We start from the raw sequence: 19,207 nt of genomic DNA, 5'->3' as shown, positions 1-19,207 counted from the left end.
TCCGGCGTTTTTTTATGGTTTAAGGGTACTTAACCGCAGCATCAGCACCATGGGATCGACTGGGGATACCTGAAAGCCGTAGTGCAGGTAAAATGATTTGGCGCGCTCATGCAGCGCATGCACCAGTAGAGCTCTTACGCCGGTGTGCTGTGCTACATGCAGCGCCCGCTTTACTGCATCTTGCAGCAAGGCAGCTCCGAGTTGCATGCCCTGTGCTTGCTTATCCACTGCCAGGCGGGCTAACACCATCACCGGGATAGGATCGGGCATATTCCGGCGCACCGTGCTGCTGGCCGCCTGCAATGCGACAGCACCGGCTGCCATGGCGTAGTAGCCTAACACCGCATCGATCTTATCGGTCACCACAAAGGTACGGCTGGCCCCGCGCAGTTGATTTGCCATCGCCCGACGTTTTAGCCAGGTATCCAGCACGGTCTCACCAGAGGAAAAGTGTTCCAGGCTATGATGTGATGCAAGCGGCTGTGGAGCAGTGAGCTCCAGCATCAGGCGTTATCCCAGGGTGCTCTGAGCGCCATCAAGCGCTTCAGGCCAGGGTTCTGCTCCGGAGGGGCATCCAACAGCTCGACAAAAGCCTGGTATTTACCGGCATCCAACTGAAAATGCACCTGATCCAGCAGCACATTCTGCGCCAGCTCACAGGCAGCTTCCAGCATAAAATCCGAGCGATTTTTACCCAGCAGGCTGGCTGCTTGATCGATCAGATCCCGCTGCTCGGGCAAGGCCCGTAGGTTAATGGCTGCAGCACGCATGGTAACTCCCCCAGCTGCACAATAGATATACAAATTTTAGGTTGGCGTGTAGCTGTTGTCAATACGGTCCAGGTCTATCCAGGCACTGGTAAGAGCAAAAAAAACGGCAACCCGAAGGCTGCCGCAAAGGGGACGCGCTTTAAATTTAGTGACGGATCAGGTAGTCAAAGGCACCTAGCGAGGCGTTGGCGCCGCTGCCCATCGCAATAACAATCTGCTTGTACGGCACGGTAGTCGCATCACCGGCGGCGAACACACCAGGCAGCGAAGTCTGGCCGCGCTCATCGACAATGATCTCACCGCGTGGGCTCAGCTCCACTGCGCCGCGCAGCCATTCGGTGTTTGGCACCAGGCCGATTTGCACAAAGATACCCGCCAGCTCGATGTGATGGCTGTTGCCGGTGTTGCGATCGGTGTACTGAAGGCCATTGACCTTGTTGCCATCACCGGTCACTTCAGTGGTCTGCGCTTCAGTAATGATGGTGATATTGCCCATGGAGTTGGCTTTTTTCACCAGCACCGCATCGGCGCGCAGCTCGGCGGCAAATTCCAGCACCGTGACATGCTCAACAATACCGGCCAGGTCGATGGCCGCTTCAATACCGGAGTTGCCACCGCCAATGACCGCGACTTTCTTGCCTTTAAACAGTGGGCCGTCGCAGTGCGGGCAGTAGGCCACGCCTTTGCCGCGGTATTCCTGCTCGCCTGGTACATTCATTTCGCGCCAGCGGGCACCCGGGGCCAAGATCAGGGTTTTGCTTTTCAGCACAGCGCCGTTGGCCAGCTCCAGCTCGACTTGCTCAGATTTGCTGAGTTTGGTCGCGCGCTGGTTGTTCATAATGTCCACTTCGTATTGGCGGACATGGGCTTCCAATGCGTTGACCAGCTTCGGGCCTTCGGTGTATTGCACCGAGATAAAGTTTTCAATGCCGACGGTATCGGCCACCTGGCCACCAAAACGCTCGGCCAGCACGCCGGTACGCAGGCCTTTACGGGCCGCATAGACTGCAGCAGAAGCACCGGCCGGGCCACCGCCAACGACCAGCACATCAAAGGCATCTTTTTGTTTCAGCGCTTCAGCCTGACGGGCTTCGGCATTGACATCAATTTTCTGGATAATCCGCTCCAGCGTGATGGCGCCTTGCGAGAACTGCTCGCCATTTAAAAACACGGTCGGTACCGCCATCACATTGCGATCGCTGACTTCCTGTTGGAACAGGGCGCCGTCGATCATCACGCTGGTAATGTTGGGGTTAATGGCTGCCATCATATTCAGCGCCTGCACCACTTCCGGGCAGGTCTGGCAGCTTAACGAAATGTAGGTTTCAAATTCAAAACGGCCGGTCAGCTGGCGGATTTGTTCAATCAGCTCTGGCTCAATCTTGATCGGATGGCCACCTGAGTGCAGCAAAGCCAGCACCAAAGAGGTAAATTCGTGGCCCATCGGTACACCGGCAAAGGTGATGACGGTGCCTTTGTCGACCGAGTGCACCTGCATGGCCGGGGCGCGCTTGGACGCGCTGTCGTCACGACGCAGGCTGACCAGATCGGACAAACCAGCAATCTCAGTCGCCAGGGTATTTAATTCCTGAGCTTTGGCGCTATCGTCCAGAGATACGACCAGCTCTACCTGGGATTTCAGGTTCTGCAGATAGCTGCTTAATTGTTGTTTCAGATTGGTATCTAACATTGAGTCTACTCCATCTCTTGACTGTGTTTAGCGCGTTGTTTCAGGCAAAGCCCAGATTTCAGGCAAAGCTTAAGGTAGCCAGCATCCTTTGATGCTGGCTAAGTACCGTTTTTTACGTGCAGGGGGAGAAGCTGAAACCAGCTTCAATAGTGAGGCGTGGTTTCAGCGTCCGCTGCCGGGCAACGGTGGTGTGGCATTTAGATTTTGCCAACCAGGTCCAGTGATGGAGCCAGAGTCGCTTCACCTGGAGTCCATTTGGCTGGGCAAACTTCGCCGTCGTGGTTCGCAACGTACTGAGCCGCTTGTACTTTACGGAACAGCTCAGCAGCGCTACGGCCGATACCCAGGTCATGGATTTCAGCAACTTTGATTTCGCCTTCAGGGTTGATAACGAAAGTACCACGCAGGGCCAGGCCTTCTTCTTCGATCATCACACCGAAGTTGCGGGTGATAGCGCCAGTCGGGTCACCGATCATTGGGTATTCGATTTTCTTGATGGTCTCAGACGCATCGTGCCATGCTTTGTGGGTGAAGTGGGTGTCGGTAGACACAGAGAACACTTCCACACCGATGTCACGGAACTGCGGGTAGAAATCAGCCAGGTCGCCCAGCTCAGTTGGGCAAACGAAGGTGAAATCCGCCGGGTAGAAACACACAACAGACCACTTACCCAGTAAGTCCTGCTCGGTTACTTCGATAAATTTACCATTTTGAAAAGCAGTGGCTTTAAAAGGTTTGATCTTGGTATTGATAATTGAAGACATCGTCTTCCTCCATTTCAGTTAATAACATTGGGTGTTTCGACGGGTGCTACTCTAACAAGTGGCACCCATTATGCAAAATGAATAAAACAAATGGCTTTAATCAATTTAATCGATAAAGCGTTGCTGTACTCCAGCCGTTCCATCAATCCCTCTCAACAATGGGGGCTGTGGCGATAAATTCAACCAGTGAACCCACTTAACGCCGGAAAAACCATGACCGGACCGTGTTCCTTAATGCTATCCTGACATAAGATAATGACCAGAGCATGAATTCAACCACAGAGGCCGATGGCATTGAATGCAGTTTCAAATCAACTGGTGTTGCCCTGGTGGCGTTGGCCACTGGCAATGTTGCTGGGCATGGTACTGGGTGCTGCCAGCCTGAATTACAGTGCCGATGGCCGCGTTAATGTGCTGTTGCTCTGGTTGCTGTGGGCCGGCCTGCCCTTGCTGGGTAGCCTGTTGGCGTTGGGGTTGATGCTGCGCCCTGGCCGGCCCTGGTTGGCCCGGTTGAGCCAGCAACCGCTGTACTGGCAGCCGCAGCACCATCAGCAGTGGTGGCTTCTGGCCCAGCTGAACTGGCTGTGGTGCTGGTTTGGACTGGGGATCGGGCTGGTATTCTTGCTGTTGTTGCTGCTGTCGGATCTGGCCTTTGGCTGGAGCTCGACCTTGCTGCTGGAACAAAGGGCCGTGCTTCAGTTAACCCAGTGGCTTAGCTGGCCCTGGCACAGCCTTTGGCCTGCTGCGGTGCCAGATAATACGTTAATTGAGCAGAGCCGCTTTGCCCGCATTGAGCAGCAATCGGCGCTGCTTGCGCAAACCAGTGGCTGGTGGCCCTTCTTGGCCATGAGCCTGCTGTGTTACAACCTGCTGCCACGGCTGGCGCTGGCGCTTTTTTGTCATTGGCAAAGCCGGCGCAGTCAACCGGAGTTGCAAATCCAGCAAGCCAGCACGGCGTCATCACCCACCACATCGTCCGCTGCCGAACTTACCACCACTTCGTTGGCACAGTGGCAACAGGCCAGTTTGCTGCAGTGGCAATTGCCAGCCAGCGCTGAGGCGCTGACCCTGGGGCAGGACGACTGGCAGCAGGATAACGATGCCTTTGGTGCACTGCTGGCAACCAGGCCTAAGCAACTGCTGTGGCGGGTGCCGGCCAGTCGCAGCCCGGTGGCGGAGCTTTCCGACTGGATGGCGCTGGCCCGCAAGCAGGGCATTGCACAGGCGCTTTGGCTGCAACAGGATGACAGCAACGCGCGGCACAGCGCCAGTTGGCAGGCCTTTGCCAAAGCCGAGCAGCTGGCCTGGCTGGAGGAGAATGCATGACAACAGCGCCGCAATTTTGTGTGGTCGGCCATCCGAATCAGGGCAAGTCGTCGATAGTATCGACCCTGGTAGAAAACGACGCGGTGCGGGTTGGGGTAGAATCTGGCACCACCCGTGAAGCCGAGCGCTTTGAATTCGTGTTAAATGGCAAGGTGCTGCTGGCGCTGACCGATACCCCGGGGTTTCAGCGTGCCCGTCAGGTGCTGGCCTGGTTGCAGCAGGTGCCGGTAGCGCCAGCCGAACGGCCGGCCCGGGTACGGGCTTTTTTGGCCGAGCCTTCGCACCAGCAGCAGTTTCCGGATGAGGTAGCGCTGTTAAGCCCGATTATGGCCGGTAGCGGTATTTTGTTTGTCACCGATGCCAGCAGCCCGGTCAGTACCACCGACGAGGCGGAAATGGAAATTCTACGCTGGACCGGGCAACCACGGATGGCGCTGATCAATCCGATAGCCCCCAGCAATCACAGCCAAAGCTGGCAGCTCACATTGAACCAAAGCTTTCAGTGGGTGCGGGTTTTTAACCCGATGACCGCTACCTTGCCGGCCCGCCAGGCACTGTTTCAGGCCATGGCGGAGCTCACTCCGGACTGGACCGCTGCTTTGACCGAACTCAACCGCCAGTTGCTGCACCGTGAGCAGCAGCGGCTGCAGCAGGTCAGCATCGAACTGGCAGATTATTGGTGTGCCCAGCTGAGTTTTCGCCAGCCGTTGTCGTTGCTGCCGCCTTCGTTGTTAAAACAGCCGGAAGTCTGGCTGCAGCAACAACTGGATCAGGCCGAAAGCCAGTTGTTCGAACAGTTGGCGCAAAGCTGGGGGCATGGTCAGAGCGAGTTGGCCCGTCAGCTCGACTGGCCGATTGAGCGCGACCGGTTGATGAATACCGAAACCTGGTACCTGTGGGGGCTGCAGCAAAAGGAGTTGTTGCTGGTCAGCGGGGGCGCCGGCATGGCCACCGGGGCTGTGCTGGATCTGGGCCTTGGCGGCAGCTCGCTGATGCTGGGCGCTTTATCCGGCGGCGTGCTGGGCTCGGCGGCCGGTTGGCTGGCCAGCAAGCAGTTACCGGGTAAAAAACTGGGCTGGTTGCCGCTGAGCCAAGAGCGGCACTATATTGGCCCGGTGCAGCACCCAAATTTTCCGCTGGTGCTGATGGCCCGGGCACTGACCTTTGTGCAGTTGTTGTGGCTAAGGCCACACGCCGAGCGCAGCCGGCTGGCACTAACGACTCAGGCCAGCGATTGGGACAAGAAGGCGCAGGTGCAGCTGCTGCAATGGAGCAAGCAGTTGCAGCAGGGTAAGTGGAAAGCCACTCAGAGTCACGCGCTAAGCGATTGGATCCGTGAACAATTGCAGCAACGACTGCACAGCACCCTGATGCAAGAACAACAACAGAGCCTGATCTGATGCAAGCGTGATGCCAAGGAAAACGCGCTGCTGTTTAACTGGCTGTCACATCCTCTTTTAACACCAGGGCCGCCAGGTAAATCAGGCCCAGAGGGGGAACAATCGCCAGTAAGACGCCAATGAGGGTAGCCAGGATGGGCGTATTGGTCTTCCTACGTGCCAAAAAGTAACTGGTGATACCAACGAACACCAGAAAGAAGAACATAAATTGACCCAGCACAGCGGCATTAATATCCATATTGATTCCTTTGTATGCTTGATGACCGTAAAGCGCTTCTGTGAGCATTGGCCCAGACTCTGTTTTGCAGAATAACACAATGAGCTAACTGGTGTTAGTCTGCGCTGGTCGTGAAGCCTTCTACCCGTAGTTGGCGCAAATCCAGCCCGCTGGGGTGCTGGTACATGCGTAGGCCAAACTCCGGCAAAATCGCAAACAAATGATCAAAAATATCCGATTGAATGCTTTCGTACTCGACCCAGGCCACGGTATTGGTAAAGCAGTAGACTTCCAGTGGCAGACCATCCGGTGTTGGTGGCATTTGCCGTACCATCTGGATCATGCCCTGATGCACCCGCGGATGGCTTTGCAAATAGCGCTGCACATAGGCGCGAAAAGTCCCGAGGTTGGTAATACGCCGGGTATTAACCGGTTCTTTGCCCTGCTCTTTCAGTGCCTCGTTCCAGGCTTTGATATCGCGATCCTTTTCCGCCAGATAGTCTTTCAGCAGCCGGAACCGATCCAGATGTGCCCGCTCTTCCGCTGTTAAAAAACGCACACTTTGCTGATCGATCATCAGGCTGCGCTTTATGCGCCGGCCACCGGACTGCTGCATGCCGCGCCAGTTTTTAAAGGGATCGGTCATAAAACGGCGGGTTGGGATGGTGGTGATGGTGCGATCCCAGTTCTGGATTTTCACCGTATGGAGTGCAATGTCAATCACATCACCATCAGCATTCAGCTGTGGCATCTCGACCCAGTCACCGACCCGGATCACATCGTTGGAAGCAATCTGCACACTGGCCACCACCGATAAAATGGTGTCCTGAAAAATCAGCAGCAGTACTGCCATCATGGCGCCCATGCCCGATAACAAGATCAGCGGCGAGCGGTCAATCAGCATCGCCACCATCAGCACAAAGGCGACGGTGTAGACAATGATTTTCAGCAGCTGAATGTAGCCTTTAATCGGCTTGGTTTTTGAATCGGGCCGGCGCTCGTACAGACTGTTGACCATGGTCAGCACATTGCTGAGCGACATAGCAATGGTCAGCACAATAAAGGCATTGCTGACATTGCGCACCACTTCCACCACCAGATGCGGCAAGCCTTCAATCAAGCCAACCCCGGCTGCCAAAACCAGTGCCGGCACCACATTGGCCAGGCGGGCAATGATGCCAAAATCCCGCTGCAGCTTGTTTTGGGCAAAAGGGGTGGCGTTAAAGGCTTTGGCAACCGCCTGTACCAGAATGTTTTTGGTTAGCCAGTTGGCCAGCCAGGACAGCAGCACCAGCAGCAGCAAGCTGCCAGCCATAAAGAGCTCGGGGGAGAGTTCGCGCCAGTGATCCAGGGTTGCAAGCCAGTCGCTCATGGTCGTTCTTTAAAAAAGAAGAAGATGCAGCTAGTGTAACCTATCCTTGAGGATGAAAACATCATGGGATTGGAGCAAGCACATCGATGAGCCTTGGCTTGCTCTGGTCTGCAAAAGCAGTTGCTTTTGAGCGGTGTTATAAGTGGCAATCCAGCCTCATGCTGCACTCGGCAGTACCGTCCTTGTCGGGCAAGCCGCAGCGCTGTTCGGTAGCGCACTGATAGGGCTTTGGGTGCCCACTGAGCCAACCATGCAGCCATGTTGATACGCCAGTATTGAATCGACTGCCCAAATGATGATTGAGCTCGACCCGGGCTGCAGTGTCACCACGAAAAATTCGGCCAGCAAGCGGCTGACAGCCGCTGTCTTGTTCGATGCAAAGCTCAAACTGATGCTCTGACACTTGCAGCAGCACCAGCATCGGCGCTTGCTGATTCAGCCTTAGCAACTCTCTGAACTCTGCTTTGCTCTGGCTGCTTTTGGCCATGTTCTGAAGCTCCAGCATCGGGCTTATCTTGACCAAGTCATCTTGATCATAGTTGGGTGCCGGACGGGCTTCGCCACAGGAGTCATCCTCTTCGTTGCAGTAACGGTAACCAAAAAATGCATCTGCAATCAGGGCGGACCTAAAATCCCACAGTGCCGCATTGAGAAACCTTTCCCTGTCCTCAAGGCAGTCGGAGTGGCAAAAAAGTCGGAAATGTAAGTCCAGTTGAACAAGGCCAGGGGATTGAGGCGATACCTTTGAAATGACATGCCAAGTCACATCTTGTGGTTCGTTGTACCTGTCACGAAAATGTTTTGTCAGAGTAGCGTACCGGTACTCCGCAGCACAGGAGCCGCTGATATGGTTCAGATAATTCAGGCATGGGTTTGCAACTGCTTTGAAAGAAAACAGCATTAAAATGGCGAACAGAAACCAAAGAATGCGATGCATGTTGAAGTCTCCCTAAACGTTCAGGCTGTAGCACGACTGGTCTAAATGTATATATAAAGTTTTAAATGTCAAATAAATAAGTTGTTTTGTTGTCGCTGGAGAGCTTGACTTGGATTTTTGATGCACCAGTTGAAATGGCAGTTGCTCTGATTCCAACCAGCGCAGCGTTTCTTGACGGATTTCTGGCCAGGGATGCAGCAGGGACTCGTGGAATTGATAAGGAAGTTGAATATGCGTGAAAGATGCGCCGGCCTCAAGATTGGCAGGCGGGGAAATCCAGTCGAGCTCGCCACTAATCACCAATAATGGCGTAGGCAGCCTGCTGGCGCTGTGGTTGAAATCCAGCTGATCTGCTGTCAGCTGAATTTTATTCAGGATATTGGCAAGCGCTTGCTCAATGGCAGCTTCTGGCAGTAAACGTAGCAGCACTCTACGTTGCCGGGCCCGCTCAAAAACCGCTCTGCCGGTGGCCTGAAAGTCTTGCATCGGGGCAATGGCAATGGCGCCTAGTACCTTTTGATGCTGGCTAATGAAAGGCTCCAGGCTGCTGGCACCCATTGAGAAGCCAAGCAAGAGTACGGGGCGATCCGGGTAGCGCGTCGAGAGTGCCAGAGCCAGTTGGCTGGCATAGCCCTGACCAAAATCGAATGGGGTTTGGTAGGTTGGCCCATCGGCGATGATGGGAAAAAATCCCAGATCATTTAGCCAGCTGGCATAAAAAACCATGTCTGTCGCATGCATGCTGTAGCCGGGGAAAATCACTGCCAATGGCGCCTGATCTGGTGGGGCTTTCAAGCTAAAGGTGATTTGGTCTGTAAGCTGCATACCCTCTTTATCGAAGTTTAACTCCATGTTTGAAGCAAAGCTTGCTATCCGCTCAGTCACATCCAGATCAAAGTAACGCAGGCAAGGCTCAGAGTTATGTGGGCTATCTGGATGGCAAAAGCGCTGTTGCTGGAAAATATGTTCAAGCACGAATGGCTGCATCATTGGTGCCCCCTGAGCCTGGGTAAGTTTGTGTTCAAGCAGAGACGAGCAAGCCAGCAATTGGCTCATCAAGCCAACAATAAAAATAATACGAATATAAAACATATGCTTACTCAAGGGAGGCAGGGGCTTGCTCGGTCGCAATCTATTCGCTAATGTCAATGGATGCGTCATTTTCAAACCACAAGGTTAAGGTATTGTCGCCCAGCTCGATGGCACTGTATAGATCCAGCAAATCGCTGCCCACAATGATATCGCACTGCATAAAACCATCGTGCGGCAGTACCCTGACTTTACGTTGCGCTCCTAAAATGGGCAGCAGCACCCGGCGGGGGAATGCACTCACCTCCTCTTCCGGCTCTAACCGTGACGCCAGGTAACGGGGGGTGAGCTGGTAGCGCTCACGATAACGGCGGGTGATGTACGACAGCGGGCTGCCCGTATCCAGGCAAAGGTTTAACCGTACCTGATGATCCATCTGCTGAAATACCACAAAGCCATTCTGAAACACATAGGGGACGCTAACGCTGTAATTCATCGCGCCCTGATCACGTATTAGCTTCGCTTGCTGCGCCACCAGCGCAGGCAGGCCAATCACCTGCTCGGTTTGGCCGTCTTTGCGCCATAGCACGCCCAGGCCATCCTCGAACCGGCAGCGCTGCAAGGGCACTGTTTGACCTGCCAGGGTAGTGACCAGCTGCTCACCGCTGAGCTCACAATCTGTATCGCCCGGCCAGACATTTAAACCGGCACCGGTATCGGCTACCTGCTGTTGTGAGTTACGAAAGCGGCCATCCTGAGCCAGCAGGTAATCGACTTTATTGGCCAGTGGCAAGGGGGTGGAAGACAAAAGTTTGGTATCTTCCAGCCAGGCCGACAGCCGTGGCTGCAACGCCTTGGCAGACTCAGGCAAGCTAAGTCCGGTCCATGAAACTTCCGCTAAACTCAGCTGCCGCCAGAACAGGGTATCCATCACCAGGGCCGCGCAAGTTTGCTGCACTTCGGCATCATTGGCCAAGGCTTCACAGGCACTAAACGGATTGCCGCTATCCGATGGTTGCAGCCACAAGGTACGCAGCAGCGTCTCGAAGCCGGTGAATGCGTCTGCATCGTTGGGTGCTTCAACAAACAGGGTGCTAAAGTCATAATCCAGCAGTCGCTGTTTAAAAGCATGCACCGGCAGGACTTTATCGGGGTTGCAGGCAGGTATGCGGGCAATCAGATCGTTAAAACCCTGGCCTGGCTCTGCCAATGACGTTAGTTCGTAAAAAGCGTAAATAGGCGCTAAGTGTGGATCCTGGTGCAATGATTGCAAATAACGAAGCATGTTGCCACTTTGACTCTTGATCGCGTTCTTACGCTGCTTTCTATGCTCTGACCACTGCTTTAGCCATTGTCGCTCAGTGCGCTGTCGCTGGCAGAACGTACTATCAAAGTCATAGCTTTCATTAAAACCACCAAGATCAAAAGTATTCTGGACTGGGCCATCAATAAAATAGAGCAAGGTTTTAAACGTGTTCATTTCCATATTACGCTGCAGTGTGAAGCTAAGATATTCATTTACCCAAATATCATAGAACGGCCCCACCGGCTCTGGCCGCCATGGCCTTAACTTTTTGAGAGGTAAGGTTTGATAATGAAAATATTCATGCAACATTATCGGGTAGAAATCGTCCACAATGTCCATGTACAACACTTTTAATGCAAATACAGCGGAATAACGTTCTTCAGATTCTGTAAAGGCAACAAGCTCAGGTGCAGGATCCCAGCTAATACCGGCATTGTGTAATTGGGTTTTTACCGCTTGAAATCGCTCGGCTGCAAGAGCGGGTCGATACAAATAAACGCAATCCGTTACCGGCTCACCGATCCGAAAAGTTGTTTCCCGGTGTACGACTGCAAAGCAAAGCGGTTTATCAAGTTTAATGAAGTTCGATAGCAGGGAGGCATTAAAGTGCTCAATAATAAAAGGGTGATAGAGCGCAAAGGCGCGCTGATAGAGTTGCACTTTCTCTTCAGACAGCAAACAATCAAAGCGCAGCGTCAGTAACAAAGGTTCGGTCAGTTGATAAGTGCTGCAAAACTCGATGGGCCTTGAGACAGTGCCTTGATAGTTGGAGTAAAGCTTTTGGTCCCAAGGGTTGATGGATGCTGTAGCGGTACTGGGAGTGGTGCTGCAATTGACTATAAAAAAAACCACTGTTAATACAAAAAAGACTCGAAAAATCATAGTGACCTAACTTAAAAGCCGGACTGATAATACAACCCGGCATAAAATTATTAGCAATGGCTTTATTGCATAACGCAAGTGTCGCAATCATTGCCTGCATACCCTTGCCAGTTGAAGGTGGCAAGGTGTTGATTGCCAAATTTAGCGGTGGCGTGCATAGAGTGCTGTCCAACGGCTTGACTAAGCTGAAGGCCTGTTACGCTAACGGCATAGCCATCGGCTATGCCTTCAAAACCAGCAACCCAATGCTGTACTGCCTGAGGATTTGCTAGTGTCAGTGTGTTGCCAGAAGCGTTGTAGGCAAATTGCTTTTCTGCAAGACTATGGTCACCATTAAACAATGTTATGGAAAGATTGCCTGGCTGGTTTTGGAATTGAGCGTTATGAGTACTGATGTCCATTCTAAACTGACTAAAATCCAGATTGTAGGACTGGAAACCGGTATAAGCATAAACTGTTCTTAATACTCGTTGCAAAAAGGCTTGTACACCACCACTGCCACCTCCACAGTTTCGCCCTTCAGTTGTAGTTGTTCTACTTGCTCCACTTGTTCCAATTGACTCAGTAACCGTTTGCGATCTATCTCTACAGCTCTCAAGATCAATAGGCTCAACTGAACTACAGCCCTGTAATATTGCTGTGGAAGCTATTAGGGAAACGATAAAAATTGATTTTGAGATTTTGAGATTTTGAGATTTTGAGATTTTGAGATTTTGAGATTTTGAGATTTTGAGATTTTCATATTTCTCCCCTTGAAATTGGATTGCAACATAATAGGCATATACCCACATATGCTGTAAATATGTAAGCAACAAAGCAAGTGTATATCAATATGGTGAGTTATCGTAGCGTTATGATATCAGTAAAAAATCATTTTTTTATCATTTTCGTGTTTGTTTTGAGTGTTGGTTAACAACTGATGGCGATGGCTAGATGCCATCGCCATTGATATGCAGGCCGCACTCGCGGCCACAGCCGTTAAAGCGGGTTCATGCTGAGCTCAAATTTGACGGTGGAGTGGGTATCGCCGACCGACAAATAGCCTTGCTCCCATTGGGGGTGGTAGCTCAGGCCGTGCTCTTTTAAGTCATAGAACACATCCTTATTCCTCCAGTCGATGATCGGCTGCACCTTGACCACTGTCAACAACAATCGAAAAGTGATCCACTACTCTTTGGGTTTATCCATTAATCCGGCTTGCTTCTTTTCTCTGATCCGATAGCTTTCTCCTTTAATGTGTAAAATATGAGAGTGATGTAAAACTCGATCCAGCATGGCAGAAGTGAGTGCAGTATCGTTAGCAAAGTTGTTTACGATTTAATCATGTATATGCTTGACATATCCAGTCTGTTATTTATACTGACATATGCAAGCGATATGCTTTGGAGGTTGACATGAAAACAGCATCATTATTTATCAACGGTCGCAGTCAGGCTGTTCGCATACCAAAAGAGTTCGAATTTGAAGGCGTTGCCGAAGTTGAAATAAGTCGTGAGGGTGATGCTCTTATATTGCGCCCAGCTCGAAAAACGTGGACAAGTTTTGCTGATGCCCCTATGGCTGATGCCGATTTCCTAGCTGATCGCGGTGATGTTATTGAAGATGGGCGGGTTGTGCTTTGAAAAAGACTTACATGCTCGATACCAATATCTGTTCTTTCATCATGCGTGAACGACCTGAAACACTGCTGAAGGTGCTGCAAGGGCATGTTGAAAATAAAGATCGCCTGGTTATTTCTGCAATTACCTATGCAGAGCTGCGCTTTGGTGCCATCGGTAAAAAGGCTTCGCCAAAGCACAACTTGATAGTAGATCAGTTTATGGAGCGTGTTGACGCGGTGCTGCCGTGGGATAAAGCAGCTGTAGAGACCACAGCGACAATAAAGCGCTATCTGGCCGAACGTGGTACGCCTATCGGTGCAAATGATGCTGCGATAGCTGGCAATGCGATTGCCGCGGGGTGCGTTCTGGTAACGAATAACACCAGAGAATTTGAGCGAGTGCCTGACCTTCGCATTGAAGATTGGTCAGCATAAGAGGATACAGTGTGCCGAACGATATTGACGTATTAAACATTTCTATCGGCGATGGCTAGATGCCATCGCCATCGATATGCAAGCCGCATTCGCGGCCAAAGCCGTTAAAGCGGGTGTCTTCTTCGCTCATGCCGGGCTCAAACTTGACGGTGGAGTGGGTATCACCGACCGACAAATAGCCTTGCTCCCATAGCGGGTGGTAGCTCAGGCCGTGCTCTTTTAGGTAATAGAACACCTCCTTATTGCTCCAGTCGATGATCGGCTGCACCTTGACCACGCCGCGGCTGATTTCCACCACCTGCTTGTCGGCCCGGGTGCTGCTTTGACTGCGGCGCAGGCCGGTAAACCAGCAACCGACATTGAGCTCACGCAAGGCACGCTGCATCGGTTCCACTTTGTTCAGCCGGTTGTACTCCTTAATGCCGTCGGCGCTGTGCCACAGCTGGCCGTAACGCGCTTCCTGCCAGGCCGGCGAGAGCGCTGCGCGGTAGACTTTCAGGTTTAATCCCAGTTGCTCGGTCAGCTGATCGATAAACTGATAGGTTTCCGGGAATAAATAGCCGGTATCGGTCAGCACCACCGGGATATCGGCTTGCTGCTGCGTCACCAAATGCAGCATTACCGCTGCCTGAATACCAAAACTGGAGCTCAGCATCGGTTGCTGTGGCAAATGCGCCAGCGCCCAGCGCACCCGCTCTGCAGCGCTAAGCGGGGTCAGGATGCTGTTGATTTCAGCCAGCCAGTCTTGCCGGGTGGCTTCATCCTGCGTCAGGATCTGTCGAAATTTGCTCATTCTGGCCTCACTCAGGCATGAAAATCGGTTTTGGAAACTTTGACTTCCGCCACCACACCGGCGCGGATAACAAAATCGCCAAAGCACTCATCGGCCAGCCGCTCTTTGGCCCAGCGGCCAATCAGCTGATCGAGCGCGGTTAAAATCTCGGCTTCCCCGACATTGTCCAGATACAACTTCGGTACCCGGCTGCCGACCCGGTCGCCGCCGAGGTACAGGTTGTACTTGCCCGGCGCCCGGCCGACCAAACCGGCTTCGGCCAGCATGGCGCGGCCACAGCCGTTAGGGCAGCCGGTGACCCGAAGCACAATATGCTCATCGGCCAGTTGGTGTTTGCCAAGCAGGCCTTCCACCTTGGTCACCAGCTCTGGCAAATAGCGCTCGGCTTCAGCCATCGCCAGCGGGCAGGTGGGGAAGGCAACACAGGCCATCGAGTTCTTGCGCTGCTCGCTGTGGCCATCATCAATCAGGCCGTATTTTCGGGCCAGCTGTTCAATCTGGGCTTTTTGCTCGCTCGGCACACCGGCGACAATCAGATTCTGATTGGCGGTCATGCGGAAATCGCCCTGATGCACTTTGGCGATCTCGGCCAGGCCGGTTTTCAGCGGCTTGCCGGGGAAATCCAGCACCCGGCCGTTTTCGATAAAGAGGGTTAAATGGTGCTTGCCATCGATGCCTTCGACCCAGCCAATGCGATCGCCACGGTTGGTAAAGGTATAGGGCCGTACCGGCTCGAACGGCACACCCACCCGCTGTTCGACTTCGCGGCGGAAATTATCCAGCCCGATGCGATCAAGGGTGTATTTGGTTTTGGCGTTTTTGCGGTTGACCCGATCGCCATAATCGCGCTGCACCGTCACCACATGCTCAGCCACTTGTAAGGTGTGCTCCAGCGGAATAAAGCCCAGTTCATCGGCCCGGCGCGGGTAGGTCGAGGTATCGCCAAAGGTCATGGCCAGGCCACCACCCACCAGCACGTTAAAACCGACCAGCTGGCCGTTTTCGGCAATGGCGACAAAGTTCAGATCGTTGGCATGCACGTCGATGTCGTTGTCCGGCGGGATCACCACCGTGGTTTTGAATTTACGCGGCAAGTAGCTATCGCCCAGTATGGGTTCCTGCTCGGTGGTTTCGACCTTTTCCTCATCCAGCCAGATCTCGGCGTAGGCGCGGGTTTTTGGCAGCAAATGCTCGCTGATTTTCACCGCCCACTGATAGGCCTGCTGATGCAATTCCGACTGCACCGGGTTGGAGGTACAGAGCACGTTACGGTTGACATCGCCGGCGGTGGCGATGGAGTCAATGCCAATGTCATGCAGGAACTGGTGCATCGGTTTAATGTTGGGTTTCAGCACGCCATGAAACTGGAAGGTCTGGCGGGTGGTCAGCCGGATACTGCCGTACATGGTTTTCTCGGCAGCAAAGCGGTCGATGGCCAGCCACTGGGTTGGGGTGATAATACCGCCCGGCATCCGGGCCCGCAGCATCACATTGTGCAGTGGCTCCAGTTTTTGCGCGGCCCGCTCGGCGCGGATATCGCGGTCATCCTGCTGGTACATGCCGTGAAAACGGATCAGCATAAAGTTATCGCCGTTAAAACCGCCGGTGATTTCGTCCTGCAAGTCGGTGGTAATGGTACCACGCAGGTGATCGCTGTCGGCCTTTAACCGTTCGTTATCAGACAGCTTGCCCTCGGCAACAAAAGCTGGATTGATCGGATACTGGCTCATTAATACACATCCTTCTGATAACGTTTGGCTTGCTTCAATTCATCTAAATACTGTTCGGCCTGCTCCGGGCTTTTGCCGCCGTGCTGCTGAATAATGGTCAGCAGGGCCTGGTGCACATCTTTCGCCATCCGGTTGCCATCGCCACAGATGTACAGGTGAGCACCGCGCTCCAGCCAGGCAAAGATGTCGCTGCCTTGTTTTTGCAGCTTGTGCTGCACGTAGATTTTCTCGGCCTGATCGCGGCTAAAGGCCACATCCAGCCGGCTCAGCAGCCCTTGTTTCAGATACCGCTGCAACTCAACTTGATACAAGAAATCTTGGGTAAAGTGCGGGTTGCCAAAGAGCAGCCAGTTGTCGCCGCTGGCGCCGCGCTGCTCACGCTCTTGCAAAAAGGCGCGGAAAGGGGCGATGCCGGTGCCGGGGCCCACCATGATGATCGGGGTGTCGTCGTTGACCGGCAAGCGGAAGTTGTCGTTTTTCTCGACAAAAACCCGCACCTGGTCGCCTTCGGCCAGCCGCTCAGCCAAAAAGCCGGACGCGCCGCCTAAGTGGGTGCTGCCAAAGGCATCGTAGCGGACCACGCCAACGGTTAAATGCACTTCGTCCTCCACCTCGGCCTGCGATGAGGCAATCGAATAAAGCCGGGGCTGTTGTTTGCGCAGTGCATCCACCAGCTGCTGGGCACTTGGCATGCCTGGGTATTCGCGCACGATGTCGATGATTTGCCGCACTGCCAGATAATCCCGCAGCGCCGCTTTATCCGCGGCAAGCGCCTGTAAGGCCTCGCTGCCAATGGCGGCGGCGTACTTGTCGACAAAAGCCGGGTACGACTGGGTCAGCTCCAGCTGGCTAGTTAAGGCTTCGACAACTGTCAGACGCTGCTCGCCAAGGCGAACCGGTGCGGTGCTGGCAATGGCGGTGATTTGCAGCAGCTCGCGTACCAGCGCCGGATCATTGTCGAAATAGACGCCGAGCGCATCGCCCGGCTGGTAGCTCAGATCCGAGCCAGCCAGTGAAATTTCGATATGACGCACGTCTTTGCTTGAATCACGACCGGTGATTTTCTGATTGGTGTACAGCTCAGCGGCAAACGGCTGTTGCTTGCTGTAGCTGCTGGCAGCGGCGGCGGTTTGGCCTGGCCAGGCAATGACCTGGGCGCCACTGGCTGGCGTCGCACTTTCTTTAAACTCGGGTTCGAGCACTTCAATTAACGCCTGATTCCAGCTGTTGGCAGCGCTTTCGTAATCGACATCCAGATCCTGTCGGCCTTGCAGGGCTGTCGCGCCCAGCTCGGCCAGTCGCTGGTCAAAATCCTGCGCTGTTTTGCAGAAAAATTCGTAACTGGTGTCACCCAGGCCAAGCACGGCGTATTTCAGCTGTGGCAACTTAGGCGCTTTTTTACTGAACAGGAATTTGTAGAAGGCTTCGGCATTCTCCGGCGGCTCACCCTCACCGTAGGTGGAGGTGACGATGGTTAGGAATTGCTCGTTCTTCAGCTGATTGGCTTTGTAATCGGCCATATCCAGCAGGTTCACCGCCCACTGTTTGGCTTTGGCCTGTGCCGCCAATTGTTCGGCGACATGGCGGGCATTGCCGGTCTGGGAGCCATACAAAATGGTCAGGGTCGCCGCCGGGGCCGCACTGGCAGCTGGCTGCTGCGGCAAAGTGCCACCGGCCAGCTGGGCACTGGCCGCCAAATAGCCACTGACCCAGGCTTGCTGAATGGGATTAAGCTGGCTAACCAGCCCCTGCAACTGCTGCACCTGCTGTTCCGACAACGGGCTGGCCTGCGCGACAAGAGAAGACAAAAGCATAACGACACCTGTTCGATGATAAGGCCGCTAGCATAGCCGTCTATATGGATACGCGTAAAAGAATAGATCTCTCTTTTTTATTCCTTTATGGAATTACAAAGCGGGTAAGTCGGTTTAGTAAAAGGACTACTTTTTGGTCAATTTCCTTATTTGCGCCAATGGTGCAATCAGAGGCTTATGTAAAATAGCATTAAAAACAATCAGATAAAAGTTGGCATTGCGGTTGCAGAAGTCCGTTCACTTAAAAAGTAATTTGCATTAGCAACACCCAACAAGAAGGAACAGCATGATGAGCAGCCTCGTATTTACCACCGCCCTGGCATTCACTCTGAGCAGCGGCACGGTGCAGCACCAGCAATTCAACTTTCAGTTGCAGCATGATTTAACCCTATCGCCGCAGCAGCTGACCCTGTCTTCGGCCGGCACCGAGTTATGGCGTATCGACCAAGATGGCAACTTCTGGTTGCAGCAAGAAGCGCAGCAAACCACCCCGGCCCAGCGTGCGCAGCTGATGCAGTACCGCGAGGGAGTCTATCAGCAAGGCCAAAGCACGGTGCGTATTGTGGTCGAAGCGATGGACCTGGCCTACAGCGCCGTCGATCAGGTGCTGACCGAATTAACCGGCCGGCCGCTGGCGCAGCACAAGGCGATGCAGAGCGCGATGCAAAACGTTGATGAGGCCAGAAGCCGGATTATTTCTGAGCAGGGCGATACCCTGGTGATCCGCGGCAGTCAGTTCGATGCGCTGAATGAAGCTTTTGGCCCCGAGTTTGAAGCGGCGATTGAAGAAGTGGTGAAAAGCTCGATGGGCAGTATTTTCTGGCAACTGGGCAAAGCCTTTTTCAGCGGCGAAGGCAACTTCGAGCAGCGGATGGAAGCCTTTGGTGAGCGGATGGAAAAGTTTGGTGAAGAGCTCGAAGCCAGCATGAACTTAAAAGCCGAAGCGCTGGAGCAACGTGGTGATGCTTTATGCGAGCAAATTCAGCAACTGACCCTGCTGGAACAAAATCTGATCAGCGAACTGCCGCAGCTGGCCCCTTATGCGCTGTTTCAGCAGGATGCCCAGGCTAAGCGCCACTAAACCAATCTTAGCCAAAACACAGTTTCCAACCACAGCCTTGGCGCCTTACTCCTGATGGATG

General features: G+C 53.5%; 18 protein-coding genes and 2 pseudogenes. 5 read left to right on the top strand and 15 right to left on the bottom strand.

Translation table 11 applies throughout. From position 1 onward, the window contains the following. Nucleotides 1–12: 12 nt before the first annotated feature. From Q3O59_RS13725 to ahpC, 4 genes are all read right to left on the bottom strand, one after another. Nucleotides 13–507 carry a GNAT family N-acetyltransferase gene (locus Q3O59_RS13725; protein ID WP_305946259.1) on the bottom strand — a complete coding sequence of 165 codons (495 nt, stop codon included), beginning with the start codon at nt 505–507 and terminating at the stop codon, nt 13–15. Continuing rightward, a complete protein-coding gene (locus Q3O59_RS13720) occupies nt 504–770 on the bottom strand; it encodes a type II toxin-antitoxin system TacA family antitoxin (protein WP_305946125.1) in 267 nt (88 codons plus the stop codon). The genes Q3O59_RS13725 and Q3O59_RS13720 overlap by 4 nt, the downstream gene beginning before the upstream one ends. Before the next feature lie 145 nt (nt 771–915). Next, nucleotides 916–2,460 (bottom strand): alkyl hydroperoxide reductase subunit F, encoded by a 1,545-nt coding sequence (gene ahpF / locus Q3O59_RS13715; RefSeq protein ID WP_305946124.1) that lies wholly within the window; start codon nt 2,458–2,460, stop codon nt 916–918. A gap of 197 nt (nt 2,461–2,657) precedes the next feature. Next, the gene (gene ahpC, locus Q3O59_RS13710; protein WP_305946123.1) at nt 2,658–3,224 is read right to left on the bottom strand and encodes an alkyl hydroperoxide reductase subunit C; all 567 of its coding nucleotides are present in this window, start codon (nt 3,222–3,224) and stop codon (nt 2,658–2,660) included. 288 nt (nt 3,225–3,512) lie between these two features. On the opposite strand from ahpC, the gene Q3O59_RS13705 reads away from it, so the two are divergent. Next, nucleotides 3,513–4,550 carry a DUF2868 domain-containing protein gene (locus tag Q3O59_RS13705; RefSeq protein ID WP_305946122.1) on the top strand — a complete coding sequence of 346 codons (1,038 nt, stop codon included), beginning with the start codon at nt 3,513–3,515 and terminating at the stop codon, nt 4,548–4,550. Further along, nucleotides 4,547–5,950, top strand: a complete 1,404-nt coding sequence (locus tag Q3O59_RS13700; protein WP_305946121.1) for a GTPase/DUF3482 domain-containing protein — start codon at nt 4,547–4,549, stop codon at nt 5,948–5,950. Before Q3O59_RS13705 ends, Q3O59_RS13700 begins: the two co-directional genes overlap by 4 nt. 34 nt (nt 5,951–5,984) lie before the next feature. On the opposite strand, the gene Q3O59_RS13695 is transcribed toward Q3O59_RS13700, so the two are convergent. The 8 genes and pseudogenes from Q3O59_RS13695 to Q3O59_RS13660 form a co-directional block, all read right to left on the bottom strand. Further along, complete coding sequence (locus Q3O59_RS13695; protein ID WP_305946120.1) at nt 5,985–6,188, bottom strand: hypothetical protein; 204 nt, start codon at nt 6,186–6,188, stop codon at nt 5,985–5,987. 94 nt (nt 6,189–6,282) lie between these two features. After that, nucleotides 6,283–7,539, bottom strand: a complete 1,257-nt coding sequence (locus Q3O59_RS13690) for a mechanosensitive ion channel family protein (RefSeq protein ID WP_369812394.1) — start codon at nt 7,537–7,539, stop codon at nt 6,283–6,285. A gap of 136 nt (nt 7,540–7,675) precedes the next feature. Further along, nucleotides 7,676–8,026: a hypothetical protein gene (locus Q3O59_RS13685; RefSeq protein WP_305946119.1), complete on the bottom strand. Its 351-nt coding sequence runs from the start codon at nt 8,024–8,026 to the stop codon at nt 7,676–7,678. Between the two features lie 462 nt (nt 8,027–8,488). Further along, nucleotides 8,489–9,466: an alpha/beta hydrolase gene (locus tag Q3O59_RS13680; RefSeq protein ID WP_305946118.1), complete on the bottom strand. Its 978-nt coding sequence runs from the start codon at nt 9,464–9,466 to the stop codon at nt 8,489–8,491. 142 nt (nt 9,467–9,608) lie between these two features. Beyond that, a complete protein-coding gene (locus tag Q3O59_RS13675; protein ID WP_305946117.1) occupies nt 9,609–10,790 on the bottom strand; it encodes a hypothetical protein in 1,182 nt (393 codons plus the stop codon). A gap of 965 nt (nt 10,791–11,755) precedes the next feature. After that, the gene (locus Q3O59_RS13670; RefSeq protein ID WP_305946116.1) at nt 11,756–12,484 is read right to left on the bottom strand and encodes a hypothetical protein; all 729 of its coding nucleotides are present in this window, start codon (nt 12,482–12,484) and stop codon (nt 11,756–11,758) included. Between the two features lie 138 nt (nt 12,485–12,622). Continuing rightward, nucleotides 12,623–12,830, bottom strand: a pseudogene (locus Q3O59_RS13665) (phosphoadenosine phosphosulfate reductase domain-containing protein); the annotation flags it as partial. A gap of 30 nt (nt 12,831–12,860) precedes the next feature. Continuing rightward, a pseudogene (locus Q3O59_RS13660) lies at nt 12,861–12,998 on the bottom strand (ATP-binding protein); the annotation flags it as partial. An 89-nt stretch (nt 12,999–13,087) separates the two neighbouring features. Between Q3O59_RS13660 and vapB the strand changes: the two are divergent. Then, entirely contained in the window at nt 13,088–13,315 is a 228-nt protein-coding gene (vapB, locus tag Q3O59_RS13655) for a type II toxin-antitoxin system VapB family antitoxin (protein ID WP_305946115.1), read from the top strand. After that, complete coding sequence (locus Q3O59_RS13650; RefSeq protein ID WP_305946114.1) at nt 13,312–13,728, top strand: PIN domain-containing protein; 417 nt, start codon at nt 13,312–13,314, stop codon at nt 13,726–13,728. The genes vapB and Q3O59_RS13650 overlap by 4 nt, the downstream gene beginning before the upstream one ends. 55 nt (nt 13,729–13,783) lie before the next feature. On the opposite strand, the gene Q3O59_RS13645 is transcribed toward Q3O59_RS13650, so the two are convergent. Genes Q3O59_RS13645 through Q3O59_RS13635 form a run of 3 tightly spaced genes read right to left on the bottom strand, consistent with a single transcriptional unit; the run spans nt 13,784 to nt 18,065 of the window. After that, entirely contained in the window at nt 13,784–14,521 is a 738-nt protein-coding gene (locus Q3O59_RS13645) for a phosphoadenylyl-sulfate reductase (protein WP_305946113.1), read from the bottom strand. An 11-nt stretch (nt 14,522–14,532) separates the two neighbouring features. After that, nucleotides 14,533–16,251, bottom strand: a complete 1,719-nt coding sequence (cysI, locus tag Q3O59_RS13640; protein WP_305946112.1) for an assimilatory sulfite reductase (NADPH) hemoprotein subunit — start codon at nt 16,249–16,251, stop codon at nt 14,533–14,535. Beyond that, nucleotides 16,251–18,065: an assimilatory sulfite reductase (NADPH) flavoprotein subunit gene (locus Q3O59_RS13635; RefSeq protein WP_305946111.1), complete on the bottom strand. Its 1,815-nt coding sequence runs from the start codon at nt 18,063–18,065 to the stop codon at nt 16,251–16,253. Before Q3O59_RS13635 ends, cysI begins: the two co-directional genes overlap by 1 nt. A 289-nt stretch (nt 18,066–18,354) precedes the next feature. Between Q3O59_RS13635 and Q3O59_RS13630 the strand changes: the two genes are divergently transcribed. Next, nucleotides 18,355–19,146, top strand: coding sequence for a DUF2884 family protein (locus tag Q3O59_RS13630; protein WP_305946110.1), 792 nt, complete (start codon nt 18,355–18,357; stop codon nt 19,144–19,146). Nucleotides 19,147–19,207: the final 61 nt, after the last annotated feature.

It is taken from the genome of Alkalimonas delamerensis, assembly GCF_030717955.1.
Taxonomy (GTDB): Bacteria; Pseudomonadota; Gammaproteobacteria; order Enterobacterales; family Alteromonadaceae; genus Alkalimonas; species Alkalimonas delamerensis.
This window is presented reverse-complemented; position numbering and strand designations above follow the sequence as displayed.